Origin of the sequence: Chryseobacterium polytrichastri (assembly GCF_900142445.1) — a bacterium.
GTDB lineage: Bacteria > Bacteroidota > Bacteroidia > Flavobacteriales > Weeksellaceae > Chryseobacterium > Chryseobacterium polytrichastri.
Window position 1 is genome coordinate 59,104 of the sequence record NZ_FRAV01000009.1, and the last position, 15,478, is coordinate 74,581.

13 protein-coding genes and 3 tRNA genes are annotated in these 15,478 nt (G+C 34.3%); 3 read left to right on the plus strand and 13 right to left on the minus strand.

Annotated elements, in window-relative coordinates; translation table 11 throughout:
• Positions 1-17: 17 nt before the first annotated feature.
• The 7 genes from porN to BUB80_RS07530 form a co-directional block, all read right to left on the minus strand.
• On the minus strand, positions 18-956 hold the full coding sequence (porN, locus tag BUB80_RS07500) for a type IX secretion system ring subunit PorN/GldN (RefSeq protein ID WP_073292323.1): 939 nt from the start codon (positions 954-956) through the stop codon (positions 18-20).
• Positions 957-977: 21 nt separating this feature from the next.
• The gene (gene porM / locus BUB80_RS07505) at positions 978-2,570 is read right to left on the minus strand and encodes a type IX secretion system motor protein PorM/GldM (RefSeq protein WP_073292324.1); all 1,593 of its coding nucleotides are present in this window, start codon (positions 2,568-2,570) and stop codon (positions 978-980) included.
• 53 nt (positions 2,571-2,623) lie between these two features.
• Positions 2,624-3,319 carry a type IX secretion system motor protein PorL/GldL gene (gene porL, locus BUB80_RS07510; RefSeq protein WP_054510480.1) on the minus strand — a complete coding sequence of 232 codons (696 nt, stop codon included), beginning with the start codon at positions 3,317-3,319 and terminating at the stop codon, positions 2,624-2,626.
• A 63-nt stretch (positions 3,320-3,382) separates the two neighbouring features.
• Entirely contained in the window at positions 3,383-4,801 is a 1,419-nt protein-coding gene (gene porK, locus BUB80_RS07515; RefSeq protein ID WP_073292325.1) for a T9SS ring complex lipoprotein PorK/GldK, read from the minus strand.
• A 108-nt stretch (positions 4,802-4,909) separates the two neighbouring features.
• On the minus strand, positions 4,910-6,763 hold the full coding sequence (glmS, locus tag BUB80_RS07520; protein ID WP_073292326.1) for a glutamine--fructose-6-phosphate transaminase (isomerizing): 1,854 nt from the start codon (positions 6,761-6,763) through the stop codon (positions 4,910-4,912).
• A 25-nt stretch (positions 6,764-6,788) separates the two neighbouring features.
• Positions 6,789-8,351: a DUF4270 family protein gene (locus tag BUB80_RS07525; protein WP_073292327.1), complete on the minus strand. Its 1,563-nt coding sequence runs from the start codon at positions 8,349-8,351 to the stop codon at positions 6,789-6,791.
• Positions 8,352-8,364: 13 nt separating this feature from the next.
• Entirely contained in the window at positions 8,365-9,135 is a 771-nt protein-coding gene (locus BUB80_RS07530; protein WP_073292328.1) for a glycogen/starch synthase, read from the minus strand.
• A gap of 171 nt (positions 9,136-9,306) precedes the next feature.
• Here BUB80_RS07530 and panC point away from each other — a divergent pair, with 171 nt between their 5' ends.
• Positions 9,307-10,155 (plus strand): pantoate--beta-alanine ligase, encoded by an 849-nt coding sequence (gene panC / locus BUB80_RS07535; protein ID WP_073292329.1) that lies wholly within the window; start codon positions 9,307-9,309, stop codon positions 10,153-10,155.
• A gap of 97 nt (positions 10,156-10,252) precedes the next feature.
• Here the strand turns inward: panC and BUB80_RS07540 are convergent.
• The 3 genes from BUB80_RS07540 to BUB80_RS07550 form a co-directional block, all read right to left on the minus strand.
• Positions 10,253-10,325, minus strand: a tRNA-Lys gene (locus tag BUB80_RS07540).
• Between the two features lie 74 nt (positions 10,326-10,399).
• Positions 10,400-10,482: transfer RNA gene (locus BUB80_RS07545), tRNA-Leu, on the minus strand.
• 41 nt (positions 10,483-10,523) lie between these two features.
• Positions 10,524-10,596 (minus strand) — tRNA-Lys (locus BUB80_RS07550).
• A 114-nt stretch (positions 10,597-10,710) separates the two neighbouring features.
• Here BUB80_RS07550 and BUB80_RS07555 point away from each other — a divergent pair.
• Positions 10,711-11,226 (plus strand): shikimate kinase, encoded by a 516-nt coding sequence (locus tag BUB80_RS07555; RefSeq protein ID WP_073292330.1) that lies wholly within the window; start codon positions 10,711-10,713, stop codon positions 11,224-11,226.
• Here BUB80_RS07555 and BUB80_RS07560 read toward each other — a convergent pair.
• On the minus strand, positions 11,221-11,673 hold the full coding sequence (locus tag BUB80_RS07560; RefSeq protein ID WP_073292331.1) for an RNA-binding S4 domain-containing protein: 453 nt from the start codon (positions 11,671-11,673) through the stop codon (positions 11,221-11,223). The two genes, BUB80_RS07555 and BUB80_RS07560, sit on opposite strands and share 6 nt — an antisense overlap.
• A gap of 54 nt (positions 11,674-11,727) precedes the next feature.
• On the opposite strand from BUB80_RS07560, the gene BUB80_RS07565 reads away from it, so the two are divergent.
• Positions 11,728-12,471, plus strand: a complete 744-nt coding sequence (locus tag BUB80_RS07565; RefSeq protein WP_073292332.1) for a hypothetical protein — start codon at positions 11,728-11,730, stop codon at positions 12,469-12,471.
• An 80-nt stretch (positions 12,472-12,551) separates the two neighbouring features.
• Here BUB80_RS07565 and BUB80_RS07570 read toward each other — a convergent pair whose 3' ends face one another.
• Together BUB80_RS07570 and mtaB are read right to left on the minus strand one after the other, a co-directional pair.
• Positions 12,552-14,069 (minus strand): FMN-binding glutamate synthase family protein, encoded by a 1,518-nt coding sequence (locus BUB80_RS07570; protein WP_073292333.1) that lies wholly within the window; start codon positions 14,067-14,069, stop codon positions 12,552-12,554.
• Positions 14,070-14,124: 55 nt separating this feature from the next.
• Positions 14,125-15,471, minus strand: a complete 1,347-nt coding sequence (mtaB, locus tag BUB80_RS07575) for a tRNA (N(6)-L-threonylcarbamoyladenosine(37)-C(2))-methylthiotransferase MtaB (RefSeq protein WP_073292334.1) — start codon at positions 15,469-15,471, stop codon at positions 14,125-14,127.
• Positions 15,472-15,478: the final 7 nt, after the last annotated feature.

Sequence of the window (15,478 nt, forward strand, 5' to 3'; positions counted from 1 at the left end):
TAAATATCAAGTGAAATTTAGTAATTCCACATATCATTTTCCATTTGAAGAATTTGCTCCTTTATTTTGTCGCTTTCTTCAATCTGCTCTTCAGCATTTCTAGGAATATAGTCTTTAATAACTCCATCTCCTAAACCGCTTGAAGACTTATAGATAACAGAAGAAAATCTTCTAGCATTCAATAAATCATCAAATGATAAATCTGCAGATGAATTCTTTCTATTGTAAACAAAATTGTTTGCTAAAATATCTCTTGCACTAGGATAATATACCCAGAAAAGATCAATAAGCTCATCATTGCTTGCAATAGGTTTTCCGTCTGGCCCAATAACACCTTGTACAGCTGGATCTGGACCCATTGCTGCAATACCAAGAGGTCTGTATTTCATTTGACCATCTCTTTTATCGATAAACCACATACCCATAATTTTAAGAACCTTAACTTTTTCAGTTGTAGTCTTATAAACATCAGTATATTGCTTTTTCTCTTGCTCAGTTAATTGTCTTCCAGAGTTAAGAATATCAATTGCAGCATCATTAATAACTACTTTTTCTAATCTTTTTTGGATTCCTTCAGGAGAAAGTTTATCAACAAAGTTTTCATCATTATATACCTGCTGTATTTTACCGCTTAACGCTGCGTCTAACAATAGCTGATATAAAGATCTCGTTTGAGTGGCAAGCAAACCATCCGGATTATCATAATAATAAGGTTGATTAATCTTATCATTCATATCAATAATCTCCCAAACAAACATACTTTTCAAGATGTCTTTATCATCAACAAATCCGTATTCCAAAGGTTTTACTTTTTTGTCAACAATACTATCTCCAATTTTTTGCTTGTTTTCAGCTCTCATCTGTCTAAATTCTTCTGGAGAAGAAGCGTTCAGAATAGTCTGGGAAAAAGCAAATCCCGAAACTAATACTAAAAGGCTGCTAATATATTTTTTCATAATAAATTTACAATTTTAGTCCTATTGAACGTTAATTAATATAGGAGTAATGTTTTTAATCACTTGTCCGTCTAAACCTTGAGCAGTAGCTTTAATATCAAAAATTGATACTACATCACCTGTTCTTAAGTTTCTTACTAATCCTGCTGCATCATCTAATGAGCTTCCGTGAATTAATAATGCTGCTTTACCAGGAACTCTAACCATAAACTGAGTTACAGTAAATGAAACTGGGAAGTCAAAGTCAGGAATTGCTGCCTGAACAGACTGATTAGGAATAGAAGTTGCCGGCATAGACAATACATTCTGACCTCTCATCTGACCTTGTGGTGGCGGTACATTCTTAATTCTATATTCAAATACCTGAGAAACAGATTTACCATAAGGGTCTATTCCAGATAATGTCAATTTCACTGTAGTTCCAGTACTTGGTTTAACGATCCATTTTCCAGCACCAAGACTCTTAACTGTAGCACCCGGAGCAGATAATGAAAGCTTAGAATTGTCAGCTCCTAAAATAGAACCAGATACAGGGTTTTCAAGTCCTCTGTACATTACATTCATTTTATCAGCAGATAACAATAATCCTTTTTCCATTTTAACTTCTCTTGGACCTGCAATTACATTGTAAGTATGTGTCCATGGGAAACTTTGAGGTTTTCCTGAAGCATCTGTTAATGTAATAGTTCCGTTAAGTTTATGTTCACCGACACCATTACCAGAAATAGAAATAGATCCTTTTCCATTCTCTACTTTACTTACCCCTGTAATAGCAATTTTATTACTATTAGAATAAGTACCCAACATTACCTTAACTTCAGCTTGTTTACCAGCCTGAATATCAATTGGTCCTGAAACAATAGGTTCGTAGTTTGAGAATTTAATACTTGCATCTACTTTTTCTTGAAGTAATAATGCTAGTGCATCAGATTGTACGTTTCTTGCATCATTCTGGATAATCCCAAGATTTGATATTGCAGCGATAAGTGATTGGTGAAAGAATTTATTCTGAAACCATGTTTTACCATTTGGAGATTTTCCTTGAGGGTATTCAGCAATGATAGAAGCATTAGCTCTATCAACCAAATCCTTCAGTTGAGGATTTTTTCCAAAAGTTGCAGAAATGTAATTTCTTACATCATCCATTTTAGATTTTAATTCTAAAGCAGCTTTACTAGGAGAGTTTTCATCCCCATCTTTAAAGAAGTAACTCATCGTTGCTTCATTATTATTAAGTGCTGCAAAGTTTTCGCTTACATCAATTTCTTTTCCTGTTACAGGATCTTTTTCATGAAATTCAGATTGCTTTTTAAGAATATCTTTAATATCCTCAGCTGATTTAACTAATACATCAACTTTAGATTTCAATTTTTTATATTCCTCCCAAGGCGTAGCATAAGTATCTGGTACTTGTTGTGCTTTAGCCTCTAAAGTTCTTTCAAAAATTTTCTCGTTCTTTCTTTCAGTTAAAGTTCTAGTTTCATTAAGGGCTTTAGTAGAGTCATAAAATGATCTGATGATTTCTGCATCAATATTTAGGGCCATCATAGCGATGAACACCAAATACATAAGGTTGATCATCTTCTGACGAGGCGTCTGTTTTCCTGTTGCCATTCTTTTTCTTTTTGTTTTGGATTAAAAATTAAATATTAAAAATGGGTTGGGAATTAAGACTTCATCGCAGTTAACATACCACCATAAACTCTGTTTAAGTTATTTAAGTTCGATGTTAAGCCTTGTAGCTCTTGATTGAATTTTTCTGATTGCTCAGCAGACTTTTGCATATCTGCTACATATTTATTAGCAAATTCTGATTGTCTCTTACCGCTTTCTAATTGCATTACATATAGAGCATTCATGCTTTCCATGTGCGTAGCAGCTTTATTTAATTGATCATTATATTTATGTGTAGAAGCAGAAACGTCAACAGTTTGATTAATCTGATCTACAGAGTTTGAAAACTTATCAATACCTGTTCTTAATCTATCAAATAACTGAACATCTAATTTTGCATCAGCAAGCATCTTATCCAATTTTGTAGAAAGAGAATTTTCTAATTCTGCAAATTGAGCAGCTGCTCCGTTTTTAGAAGATACATTTGAGTGTATTGGGTTAGGGTTTGCATGTTTATCTAATAATTCAGGATATACATTTTCCCAAGCATAAGACTCTTCTGATTTTGGTGGGTCAAAAGCGAAAATAATAAAGATAATTGCCTCTGTAATAAGCCCTACCGTAAGAGCAATGTTACCATTGATTGGTCCAAATGAAATGTGAGTAATTTTAAGCCAAGCTCCAAGAATTACAATTGCAGCACCGAACGAATAAAAGAAATTCATCCAAGCATCTTTAGTCTTAAACATATAAGTTAGTTTTTTTTAATGTTAAATAAAATTGTTATTGAAAAAATAAATGTTCGATAATGATTATCTGTTAACTCTTCTTGGCTTAACAGCAGCTTCAGGAATATCCTGTACTGTTCTAAATCCGATATAACTTCTCGCAGAATCTTTTCTTTCCCAATCTCTTGCACCAGTCATAAGCATATAACCTACGTCTTTCCAAGAACCACCTCTTACAGATTTCTTAGTATCAGTTTTGTCTTTAGTTGAAGGATTTAAAGTAGAAGAGAAACCGTATGAAGAATTGTTATAAGCAGACGCTGTCCATTCAGAAACGTTTCCAGCCATATCAAACAACCCAAATCCATTTTTCTTAAACTTCTTTACTGGAGCGGCATATGTATAAGTACCTTTTTTCTCGTCTTCCATGTAATTACCTCTTTTCGGTTTAAAGTTTGCTAAGTAGCAACCTCTATCATCCATCAAATATGGACCTCCCCAAGGGTAAGTAGCATTTTGCATACCACCTCTAGCAGCATATTCCCATTCGATTTCTGTTGGAAGACGGAACTTCAATGGTCTTTGTTTTTTTCTTTTTAAGCTTTCATTGTAATCAGTTTTCAATTTAGATCTGAAAGTACAATACGCTCTTGCTTGGTCCCAAGTTACCCCTACAACAGGATAATCTTTGTAAGCTTTATGCCAAAAATATTGTTCAAATAATGGCTCATTATAAGCAAAGTGGAAATCTTTTACCCAAACTGTAGTATCTGGATAGATGGCAATACTAGAATTTTTAAGGAAGTTTACCCCTCTTTCTTTTTCAGCAAGTGCAGCATCCATATCTCCCCACTGATAATTATATTTTAATTTACTAACATCTAGGATTCTTTCATTACCCATTCTTGAAGAAGCCGGTAAATATAAAGACTCTAAAACCTCTGCATATTCTACATCAGGATATTTAGTTGTACTCCAATGTAAAGGGATTTTCCAATCTAATCTCTTGTTTACATCAAATCCTCCGTCATCTCTACCTCCTTGTCCCTCTAAATATTCTTGATAAGGTGTTAAATTTTCTTCTTTTTTAGCAAGGTATGCATAATCTCCTATGCTTGCTCCTTTACGACCGCCTTCTCCGCCTTCTCCAGCAGCTTCAGCAAGTAAAGTTCTAGCAATTGAATCTCTTACATAGTTGATAAACACCCTGTATTCTGCATTAGTAGTTTCAGCTTCATCCATGAAGAAAGAAGAAACAGTAACCGTTTTTAATTGTGCTTTTTCAGGAGTATTTGTTGGATCCTGGTCTGCTAAACCAGCAACAAATGATCCTGCAGGAATTGCCACCATTCCGTATGGTCTTTCCGCAACAAATGATTTTGTTTTTTCTCTTGGTATCAACTCTCCTTTTGTTCCTGGCTTCCCTACAGAAGAGCTTCCACCACCTGAACAAGATACCGACGCTACCGACGCAGACAATAATAAAAGAAATATCCTTTTCATGTTAATTTTTATAATTAAGCCGTAAATATATAATTTTTTTAAGAAACTTTTAAGATTTTTTTTGAAATAACGAAAGAAATCTAAATTTACTCTATTTACGAGTATCTTTTATTCTACAGTTACAGATTTCGCAAGGTTTCTCGGCTGATCTACATTGGCTCCTCTATAAACAGCAATATAATATGCTAAAAGCTGTAAAGGCACTGATGCAACAATTGGTGAGAAACATTCTGAAGTCTCAGGGATCTCAATAACATAGTCTGCCATTTCGCTTACCTGTGTATCTCCTCTATTTACTACAGCAATAATTTTTCCTTTTCTAGCCTTAATTTCCTGAACATTGCTTACAATCTTATCATAATGTCCTTTTTTAGGAGCAATGATAACAATTGGCATGTTTTCGTCAATTAATGCAATAGGACCGTGCTTCATTTCTGCAGCCGGATAACCTTCAGCATGGATATAAGAGATTTCTTTTAGTTTTAATGCTCCTTCAAGCGCTGCAGGATAGTTATATCCTCTTCCTAAATATAAGAAGTTGGTAGCATCTACGAAGTCTTTGGCAATACTCTGAGTTAATTCATGAGTAGCATTAAGGACATCTTCTATTTTCTTAGGAATAGCATCCAACTCAGCAATCAAGCTCATAAATTCAGCATTTCCTAAGTTACCGTTATGCTTACCTAGTTTAAGAGCAATTAAGCTAAGAATGGTAAGCTGAGCTGTAAATGCTTTTGTAGAAGCAACTCCAATTTCTGGTCCTGCATGAGTATATGAACCTGCATCTGTAATTCTAGCAATAGATGAATCTACCACATTACATATACCATATATAAATGCACCTCTTTCTTTCGCCAGTTTTAATGCTGCCATTGTATCAGCAGTTTCTCCCGATTGAGAAATAGCAATTACTACATCTTTATCTGTAATAATAGGATTTCTGTATCTGAATTCTGATGCATATTCTACCTCCACCGGAATTCTTGCGTATTCCTCGATAAGATATTCACCGATAAGACCTGCATGCCAAGAAGTTCCGCAAGCAATGATGATGATTCTGTTAGCATTCTTGAATTTCTCAACATGATCCCAAATTCCGGCCATTTTGATTACACCTTCATCCACAAGCAATCTACCTCTCATTGTATCTTGCACAGATTTTGGCTGTTCAAAAATTTCTTTAAGCATAAAATGCTCGTATCCTCCTTTTTCAATCTGCTCAAGATTCAACTTAAGTTTCTGAATTTCAGGCTCAATTTTTAAATTATCATTAATAGTTCTGATATCTACTCCATTTTCCAATGAAATAGTTGCCATATGACCTTCTTCTAAATAGATAGCTTCTTTTGTAAATTCTACGAAAGGAGAAGCATCAGAAGCAATAAAATATTCTTTATCACCTATTCCAATAGCTAAAGGAGAACCTAATCTACCAACAACCAATACTCCTGGATAATCTTCATGCATTACTGTAATTGCATAGGCACCATAGACTTCGTTAAGAGCATATCTTACTGCCGTAGGGAAATCCATTTCAACATTAAGATCCATAAAATACTGGATAAGATTTACCAATACTTCAGTATCTGTTTCTGATTTGAATGTAAATCCTTTTTCAGTAAGCATTTTCTTTATCGTATCATAATTTTCAATGATACCGTTATGAATAATCGCAATTTTACTATTATTAGATAAATGTGGGTGAGAGTTTCTATCACTTGGAACTCCGTGAGTTGCCCAACGTGTGTGCCCCATACCTATTGTAGCTGTTCCTTTTAAATGGCTAGCAATATTAACAAGATCTTCTACTTTACCTTTTGTTTTTTCAACTTCAAGCTTGTTATTTTTATCTTCAAGAACAATCCCTGCACTATCATACCCCCTATATTCTAATCTTCTAAGACCATTAATTACTATATCGTAAGCGTCTTGAAAACCTGTATATCCTACTATTCCGCACATAATTTTATCAAGTGTTTTTTTAAATTTATTTTGTACCGTAAATTATTATTAATTGTATTCTATGAGCATTTGTTGAGTTAGAACCTATAAATACTGCTCTGTCCACGGCATATGGTCTGGATGTATATTGGTATCCAGCTAGGCTACCTGCCGTGTTAGTTAAGAAGTTACCCATATCAATTTTAAAATATTTATTCGCAATAGCTTCATCAGTAAGAGTGCCGTCAGAAGCCTCAACAATATCTTTTACAGATTTTGTAACTGTAAAATCATAATAGGTTGGGTTTTTGTCTAAATCATAAGCTCTGTAAATAGCAAAGTTATTAGCACCTGTTAAATTCAATAGGTCTGTTGTAAATGCTGTAGTAACACCATTAGCATCTTTATCTCTCTGAACAATTGTGAAATTTTTCGGCTTTGCATATTGATTTGTCCAATTAACATCATCAGTATATACTCTAATCTTCGCACTAATAATAGCTGCTTTATTATTTTTATACAATTTTTTAAGCTCGTTAATTGTTTCAACAAGAGGAAGCTTAACTCCAATTGAAGGGCCTCCCATACCCTGAGCATATAATCTTTCGTCTCCTGTATTTTGGTTACTTCCGTCAATTGCAGCTTTAGAAGGTGTCCCGAATCTGTCATAAACATAATTTCCAATATGAGCGTTCGCTGAGCCTAGAGCAAATGTATATGTCGTTTGTGGTCTTGTTATAGTACCATTATCATTTTTATCATTTTTGTAATACATCACCAGCTCCATGTCATTAGGAGAAAACTGAGTCAAATAGGCATCATCTTCTTCAACGGAAAGTTTAAGACCTTTAAAATATCTAATAAAATTTGATACATCACTAAGCTCAGGCTGCCCTTTCTTATCAAGAATTTTAGTCTTGAAGAAACTAGCAGATAAAGGAATTCTAAACCCTACCGCTGATGTAAACAATGAAGATGCGTCTGAAGTTTTAGTAATCGTTACAGAATTCACAGTTCCTGTAAAATCCTTTCTTCCTAGTTCATCTCCAGAACTATAAACTTTATTTGAATAAGCAATATCAGAAACACCATTTAAGAATTCAGTAACTTCATTTACTTTTATTGTAAGTTTAGGAGCTTTTGTTCTTCCGTATTTAATAGCTGGGTAAGTATTCACCACTTTTTTAGCAGGTACATTTCCATCAGGATATGTATAACTATCATTAGTTGTAGTAGTAATAGAATCCGAAGCATAAGTAGGCTTTATTACTAAAACAACAGAATCTATAGCCGCATTAGTCCCGAAATCAGGATTATAAGAAGGTAATCTTAGTTGTGTATAATAAGAAGCCTTTTGCTTACCGAACTGAGCATCTTTCAAGCCACCTAAAGTAGCTAATCCTAATTTGGCAGCATCACTTCTAATACTATCATTATTATTAATGTTATAGGCAATAACAGGAAAAGATACTTCTTTCCCATTTGCTGCTCCGTCTAAGAATAATTGTTCTCCTAAAGAATCCGGATCGGGTTCGCAATTATAAAGCAATGCACTTCCAAAAATCGCCAAAGAAAGAATGGCGAAAGCTTTTTTAATAGTATAAGTCATTAAAATGTGTTTTTTAATAAAGTTGGTTTATAGAATCCACATCGAGATATTCCGATTTTGCAGTTGATGTTTCTTTGAAAGCTTTATCTAAGTTTTCATCTAAAAATTCATCTCCTTTTACTACTGCATCCACATAGTTCATACTTTCAATAACAAAACTCTGAACACTCGGATTATCTAACGCTTTTAATCCAGAAATATTGTCAAACTTCAATTTTTCACCAATATTTTTATCAAATGCTGCATCCTTTTCATTGTATAATGAAAGAACAATCTTAGCATCTTTGAAATACGTATCAGATTCGTAGTATGTTTTAAGATAAATTGGAACAAAAGAAGCCATCCATCCGTTAAGATGTATAACATCAGGAACCCAATTCAATTTTTTAATTGTTTCAATTACTCCTCTGGCAAAGAAAATAGCTCTTTCGTCGTTATCATCGAAAGGAGTTCCCTCATCATCAAAATAATATTGTTTTCTTTTGAAGTATTCTTCATTGTCTATAAAGTAAACCTGCAGTCTTTCCCCCGGAAGAGACGCTACTTTAATAATAAGAGGCTGATCTAGATCATTAATAATGATATTCATCCCGGATAGGCGAATAACCTCATGAAGTTGGAATTTTCTTTCACTTATTTGTCCAAATCTTGGCATAAAAACTCTTACATCATTGCCTTCTTGGTGCATCTTAAGTGCCATTTTGTTTACCACTGCAGCCATATTGGAGTCTTCTTGATATGGATACATCTCTGTAGTAATGTACAGTATTTTTTGATTCGGCATAAACTTCTATCTAATTTTTTGTAAAAATGCTTTAATGTGCAAAATTACAAAAAAACATCCAACATTATTTTAATTAACATTTTTTTACGAAAATTACCTTTTCCAAATTGTTAATACTGCACTTTATTATGTGATATTTTTAGTATTTTTGAATTGCTATTAAAATAAATTATGGAAGTTCTAAAAAACAAAAAAACACTTCAGGATTTCATTGAAAGACAGAAAGAAATGGGCAAAAGGATAGGTTTCGCCCCTACAATGGGCGCTTTACATAATGGCCATTTATCTCTTTATGAGGCTGCAAAAAAAGAAAATGACCTTGTTATTTCATCAATTTTTGTAAACCCAACTCAGTTTAATAATCCTGAAGATCTTGAAAAATATCCTCGAGATATGAACAGAGATCTCTTAATTCTGAAAAATTCAGGACTAGTAGACGCTGTTTACATCCCAAATATAGAAGATATCTACCCTGAAAAAGCAGTTAGCCAACATTATGATTTTGGTGGCTTAGAAAATGAAATGGAAGGAAAATCTAGACCAGGGCATTTTGATGGTGTAGGAACAGTCGTTGAAGAGCTTTTTAATCAGGTAAAGCCTGACAACGCTTATTTTGGTGAAAAAGACTTTCAACAATTGGCTATTATTAGAAAAATGGTCGAAAACAAACAATTAACCGTAAAAATAAAAGGCGTACCTATTTACAGAGCAGAAAACGGATTAGCATTAAGCTCAAGAAATCAAAGACTCCATGAAGACAGAAGAGAAGCTTCAAAAGTTATTTATCAGATATTAACAAAAGTTAATGAATGGTTCAGAGTAATAACTATTCCCGAAATTAAAGCAAGAGTCCAAGATATTCTGGATCTTCAGCAAGGAATGCAGCTAGAGTATTTTCTTATTGCTGATGAAGAAACTTTGAAAGAAACTGATTTCTTTTATAAGGACAGAAAATTTAGAGCTTTTATCGTAGTAATGGTAGATGGTGTGAGATTAATCGACAATATGCATTTAGACTAAGAATGCATATAAAAAATCAAAGGCTACCGTTAGGAAGCCTTTGAACACCAAATCACAAAATATTAATATGAAAAAAATTTACTTTTCAGTAAACTTGTGACCCGGCTGGGATTCGAACCCAGGACCCATACATTAAAAGTGTATTGCTCTACCAGCTGAGCTACCGAGTCGGTCACTAAATTTGAGATTGCAAAAGTATTAAAAATAATTTACATGCACAAATAAAATTTCATTTTTTTTGCAGTGCCTGCGACTGGATTCGAACCAGCACATCCGTTGGAAACCACCCCCTCAAGATGGCGTGTCTACCAATTTCACCACGCAGGCTAAAAAGAATTACAAAAATCTAGTAATCATTTTTTCGCTTGTGACCCGGCTGGGATTCGAACCCAGGACCCATACATTAAAAGTGTATTGCTCTACCAGCTGAGCTACCGAGTCGGTCACTTTGATAACGATTTGCAGTTGTGTATTGTTCCTCGTTTTCAGTGGTGCAAAGATAGGACTTTTTTCATTATCTCAAAACTTTTTCGCAAATTTGTTTAAAAAAAATTCATGATTATTTCATTGGTAGGGTACATGGGGAGTGGCAAATCTCACATTTCCAAAATATTAAGCGAGAAAATAAATTTTAAATTAATTGACCTAGATAAAGAGATTTCTAGGCGAAATAAATTAACCATTCCCGAAATTTTCGAAAAAAAGGGTGAAATTTACTTTAGAAAGCTAGAAAGGGAAACTTTGGAAGAGCTATTGGCTACTGAAGAAAATCTTATTTTAAGCCTTGGTGGGGGAACTCCTGTTTATTATAACAATATGGAGATTATAAATCTGAACTCTAAAAGTGTTTTTTTAAGAGCTTCTATTCAAACTTTATCAGAAAGGATTTCAAAACAAAAAGAGAAAAGGCCGATAATAGCCAACATTTCGGATGAAAACCTTCCTGAATTTATTGCTAAGCATTTATTCGAAAGAAACGAGTTCTATAGCAAAGCACAGTTTAATGTAAATACAGATTCCAGAGAACCGGAAGATATCGTTAATGAAATTATTGAAAAATTGTATTTATAAATCTTTTTCAATTTTCTCATCATCATTTGAGTCCTCTTTCTCACCAAAAAAGTCATCCCAGTCTGTAAAATCTGCATCGATATCATTTCCTGCATATTCATCCATGTCTCGTCTGTCTTTTTTGGTGGGTCTTCCCTCTCCCTTAATTCTATAATAGTCTTGGGTCATTTTACGCAATTTGAGTATTTCATATTGCTCCTTATCAGTCACGTCTTTGATATGAAGAGGAACCAACTTTGCCCCCATTCTGCTTTTAGGGATCTGAATGACTTTAATCTTGTAATCAATTTGATTTTTACGGATCTTAATAACATCACCTTCCTTTACCTCCTTAGAAGACTTTACAACCGATTCACCAATGGCAACTCTATTTTTTTTAATCTCCTCAGTAGCAATGGTTCTCGTCTTATAAAAACGAATGCTCCATAAAAATTTATCTATTCTCATAATTTTTTATACTTTTGTCGTTATATTATTTGTAAAGTAATTAAAGTTTTTGAAATGAAAAAAATATTTTTATATATCCTTACAGGATCTCTATGCTTTTCTGCCTGTAAAAAGGATGATGATGCGGCAACTTATGTAGAACCATCAGATATCGCAGTACAAAATGCATATGATGATCAATCTATTGATAAGTTTTTAGATGCTAATTATTTGGATACCCAAGGAAATATAAAAGCTTTTAGCGCAACAGATACAGCTGATGACCATCAAACAAAACTAAGCGCTATGATTCCTGCTCCTGTAAAATTACCTTCAGGTGTAGTTTATATCGTAAGAAATGGAGCCCAACCTTCACCAGGGAAAACAATTGGTGCTACAGACATTACAAGAACCATGATGAGAGCTAAAACATATCTTGCTGCTAATACAGACGGAAACGTTGCGTTCATATCAGGTAGTGACATGACTCCTTACAATACAATTGACGGATCTGGTTCACCTGTAATAGATCCAAAATTTTATTATATTGATCCTTTAACTGATCCTTTAATAACTAAGGCAACAACTGATGCTGCAAAGCAACCAAGTTATTATGTAATTGAAGGTTATAATGAAGCTTTACAAAAATTTAAAGCATTTGATCAGGTTGATGGCTCTCCTTATAACTTACAAGGGGTAATTATTGTACCATCAAGAGCCGCTTTTGCTAGAGATGCACACTACAATTATAGTGGTTATTCTTTCAGAAACAGAACTTTCGTGTTCAACTTTCAAGTATTTAAAACAACAGCTAGATAAATAAAATTATTTAGTCTATACAATAACAAACCCGCTACAATATTTGTAACGGGTTTTATTTTGATATTATTTTCAATCATTTAATACCTTGCTTTCTGCTTCACATTTCCTAAAATATCAGGGAAATAAAGATCAGCCAAATGGTCAAATTCATCACCTCTCATAAACATTGTAGCATCTACTTCTTCATAAGAACTTCTTCCTGCTGCTGCAATCAATTCATTACAAGTGTGCAGTGTATTTTTATGAAAATGGTATACTCTTTCAGCCTTATCGGTAACATCAAGCCCTTTAATCAGCATTTTATCCTGCGTTGCCACTCCTGTTGGACATTTATTATTATTACATCTCAATGCCTGAATACAGCCTAAAGAAAACATAAATCCTCTCGCGTTATTACACATATCTGCACCCATTGCAACAGCTCTTAGAATATCTAAACTTGTTAAGACCTTTCCACTGGCAATCACTCTTAGTTTATCTCTTACATTGTAACTGTTCAAAGTTCTGTTAACAAAGATCAAAGCTGGTTCCAGAGGCATTCCTACTCCATCAGAAAATTCTGGTGGTGCCGCTCCAGTTCCTCCTTCTGCTCCGTCAATTGTAATGAAATCAGGGTAGATTTTTAACACATTCATCTGAACGCAAATATCATCAAACTCCTTCGTATCACCGATACATAATTTAAAACCAACAGGTTTACCTCCAGAAAGTTCTCTTAATTGCTGAACAAACCTCAACAATTCTGCTGCATTAGAAAAAGCAGAATGTGAAGGTGGAGAAATAATAGTCATCCCCGGCGTGACGTGACGAATTTTTGCAATTTCCGGTGTATTTTTCACTCCCGGTAAAACCCCACCATGTCCAGGTTTTGCCCCTTGAGATAATTTAATCTCAATCATTTTCACATTGGGAAGCGTAGCATATTTTGTAAATAATTCAGGGTTAAATTTTCCTTCCTCATCTCTACATCCAAAATATCCCGTTCCAATTTGCCAGCAAAGATCACCTCCTTCCAGGTGATGCGGAGAAACTCCTCCTTCTCCTGTATTGTGATAAAAATTCCCTTTTTTAGCTCCTCTGTTTAACGAAATCTGTGCTCTATCGCTCAATGCACCAAAACTCATTGCAGAAATATTAAACAATGAAGCATGATAAGGTTGAGAACATTGCTCCCCTCCTACCCAAACTCTCGGCAATTCTTCTGAAGGAGATTTAGCATAAATAGAATGCTTAATTCCTTCATATTTTCTATGATTAACTTCTAATTGAGTCCCAAAAGGCACCGTATCGCTCAGGTTTTTTGCACGTCTGTAAACTGCAGAACGCTGATTTCTTGGAAATGGTTTCCCATCGGTCTCTCTTTCGATGAAATATTGCTGCATTTCTGGCGAAATACTTTCAAAGAAATATCTGAAGTATCCAACCACAGGAAAGTTCCTTAAAATAGCGTGTTTAGACTGATAGGCGTTATATACGCCCAATGCGTAGAAAGCAGATAATAGAATTGGGATCCAATAATCTGCTCTGATTAGTAAAGCTACAATCCATGCAACAGTTACTAATACAATTCCCCAAGATAAAAACTTATCTCTCATAGAATGTAGTATTTAAAAGTTTAAAATAAATTTAGTGGAAATTTAGCAAAAAAGACTATGCTTTTGCTAAAAAACTTTCATAAGAAGATTGCACAGAAACCGTGCCATCTGACAGGATTTTTTCTAAATTTAGAAATTCGATCTGGTTTACAGACGCTTGGTCAAAGTCTTTTTGAACTCTCACATAATTTTCTGTGAAGCCATACATTTTGCCATCTTTATTTTCGTGCTCCCAAAGTACTGGAAGCGTTTTCCCCAATTGGGTTTGATAAAATGCCATTTTTTTCTTTTCAGAAAGAATTCTAAGCATTTTGTTGCGTTTTTTTCTTTCAGGAATCGGAACTACACCTTCCATACCTACTGCTTCCGTATTTTCTCTTTCAGAATATGTGAAAACATGTAAGTAAGTAATAGGAAGATTATTTAGGAAATTATAGGTTTCCATAAATCTTTCCTCAGTTTCTCCAGGGAATCCAACAATTACATCCACGCCAATAGCTGCGTCAGGCATTACCTCACGAATTTTATTAACTCTGTCATTGTATAACTTCGTTAAGTAACGACGTTTCATTTTTTTCAACAAATCATCGCATCCCGATTGTAACGGAATATGAAAATGCGGAACAAAACTTTTACTTTTAGAAACCAACTCGATACTTTCATCCTTTAAAAGATTCGGTTCGATGGAAGAAATACGGATTCTTTCAATCCCTTCCACTTGATCAAGCTCAGAAATTAAATCCAGAAAAGTATGTTCGTGTCTTTTATTCCCAAACTCGCCTTTACCGTAATCACCGATGTTTACACCTGTAAGAACAATTTCTTTGATGTCTCTTCCTGCAATTTCTTTGGCGTTTTTCAGAACATTTTCGATGGTATCTGAACGGGAAATTCCTCTGGCTAAAGGAATCGTACAATATGTACATTTATAATCGCAACCATCCTGAACTTTCAAAAAAGCTCTGGTTCTGTCTCCGATTGAGTAACTTCCGATAAAAAAATCAGTTTCTTCAATTTCACAAGAATGAACAATACCTTCACTTTCTGATTTCTCTAAATCATCAAGATAGCTTAGAATATTGAATTTTTCTTTGGCTCCAAGAACCAAATCAACTCCGTTAATCTGCGAAATTTCTTCAGGCTTCAACTGTGCATAACATCCAACAATTACTACCAACCCTTCAGGATTGGCTTTCATCGCTCTCTTTACGTGAAGTTTACACTCACGATCTGCATTCTCAGTTACCGAACAAGTATTGATTACATAAATATCTGCCTTATCATCAAAGCTTACCTTATCATAACCTGCATCTGTTAATTGGCGGGCAATAGTAGATGTTTCCGCAAAATTTAATTTGCAGCCGAGTGTATGAAAAGCGGCAGTTCTATGAAAATGAGACATTTTTTAC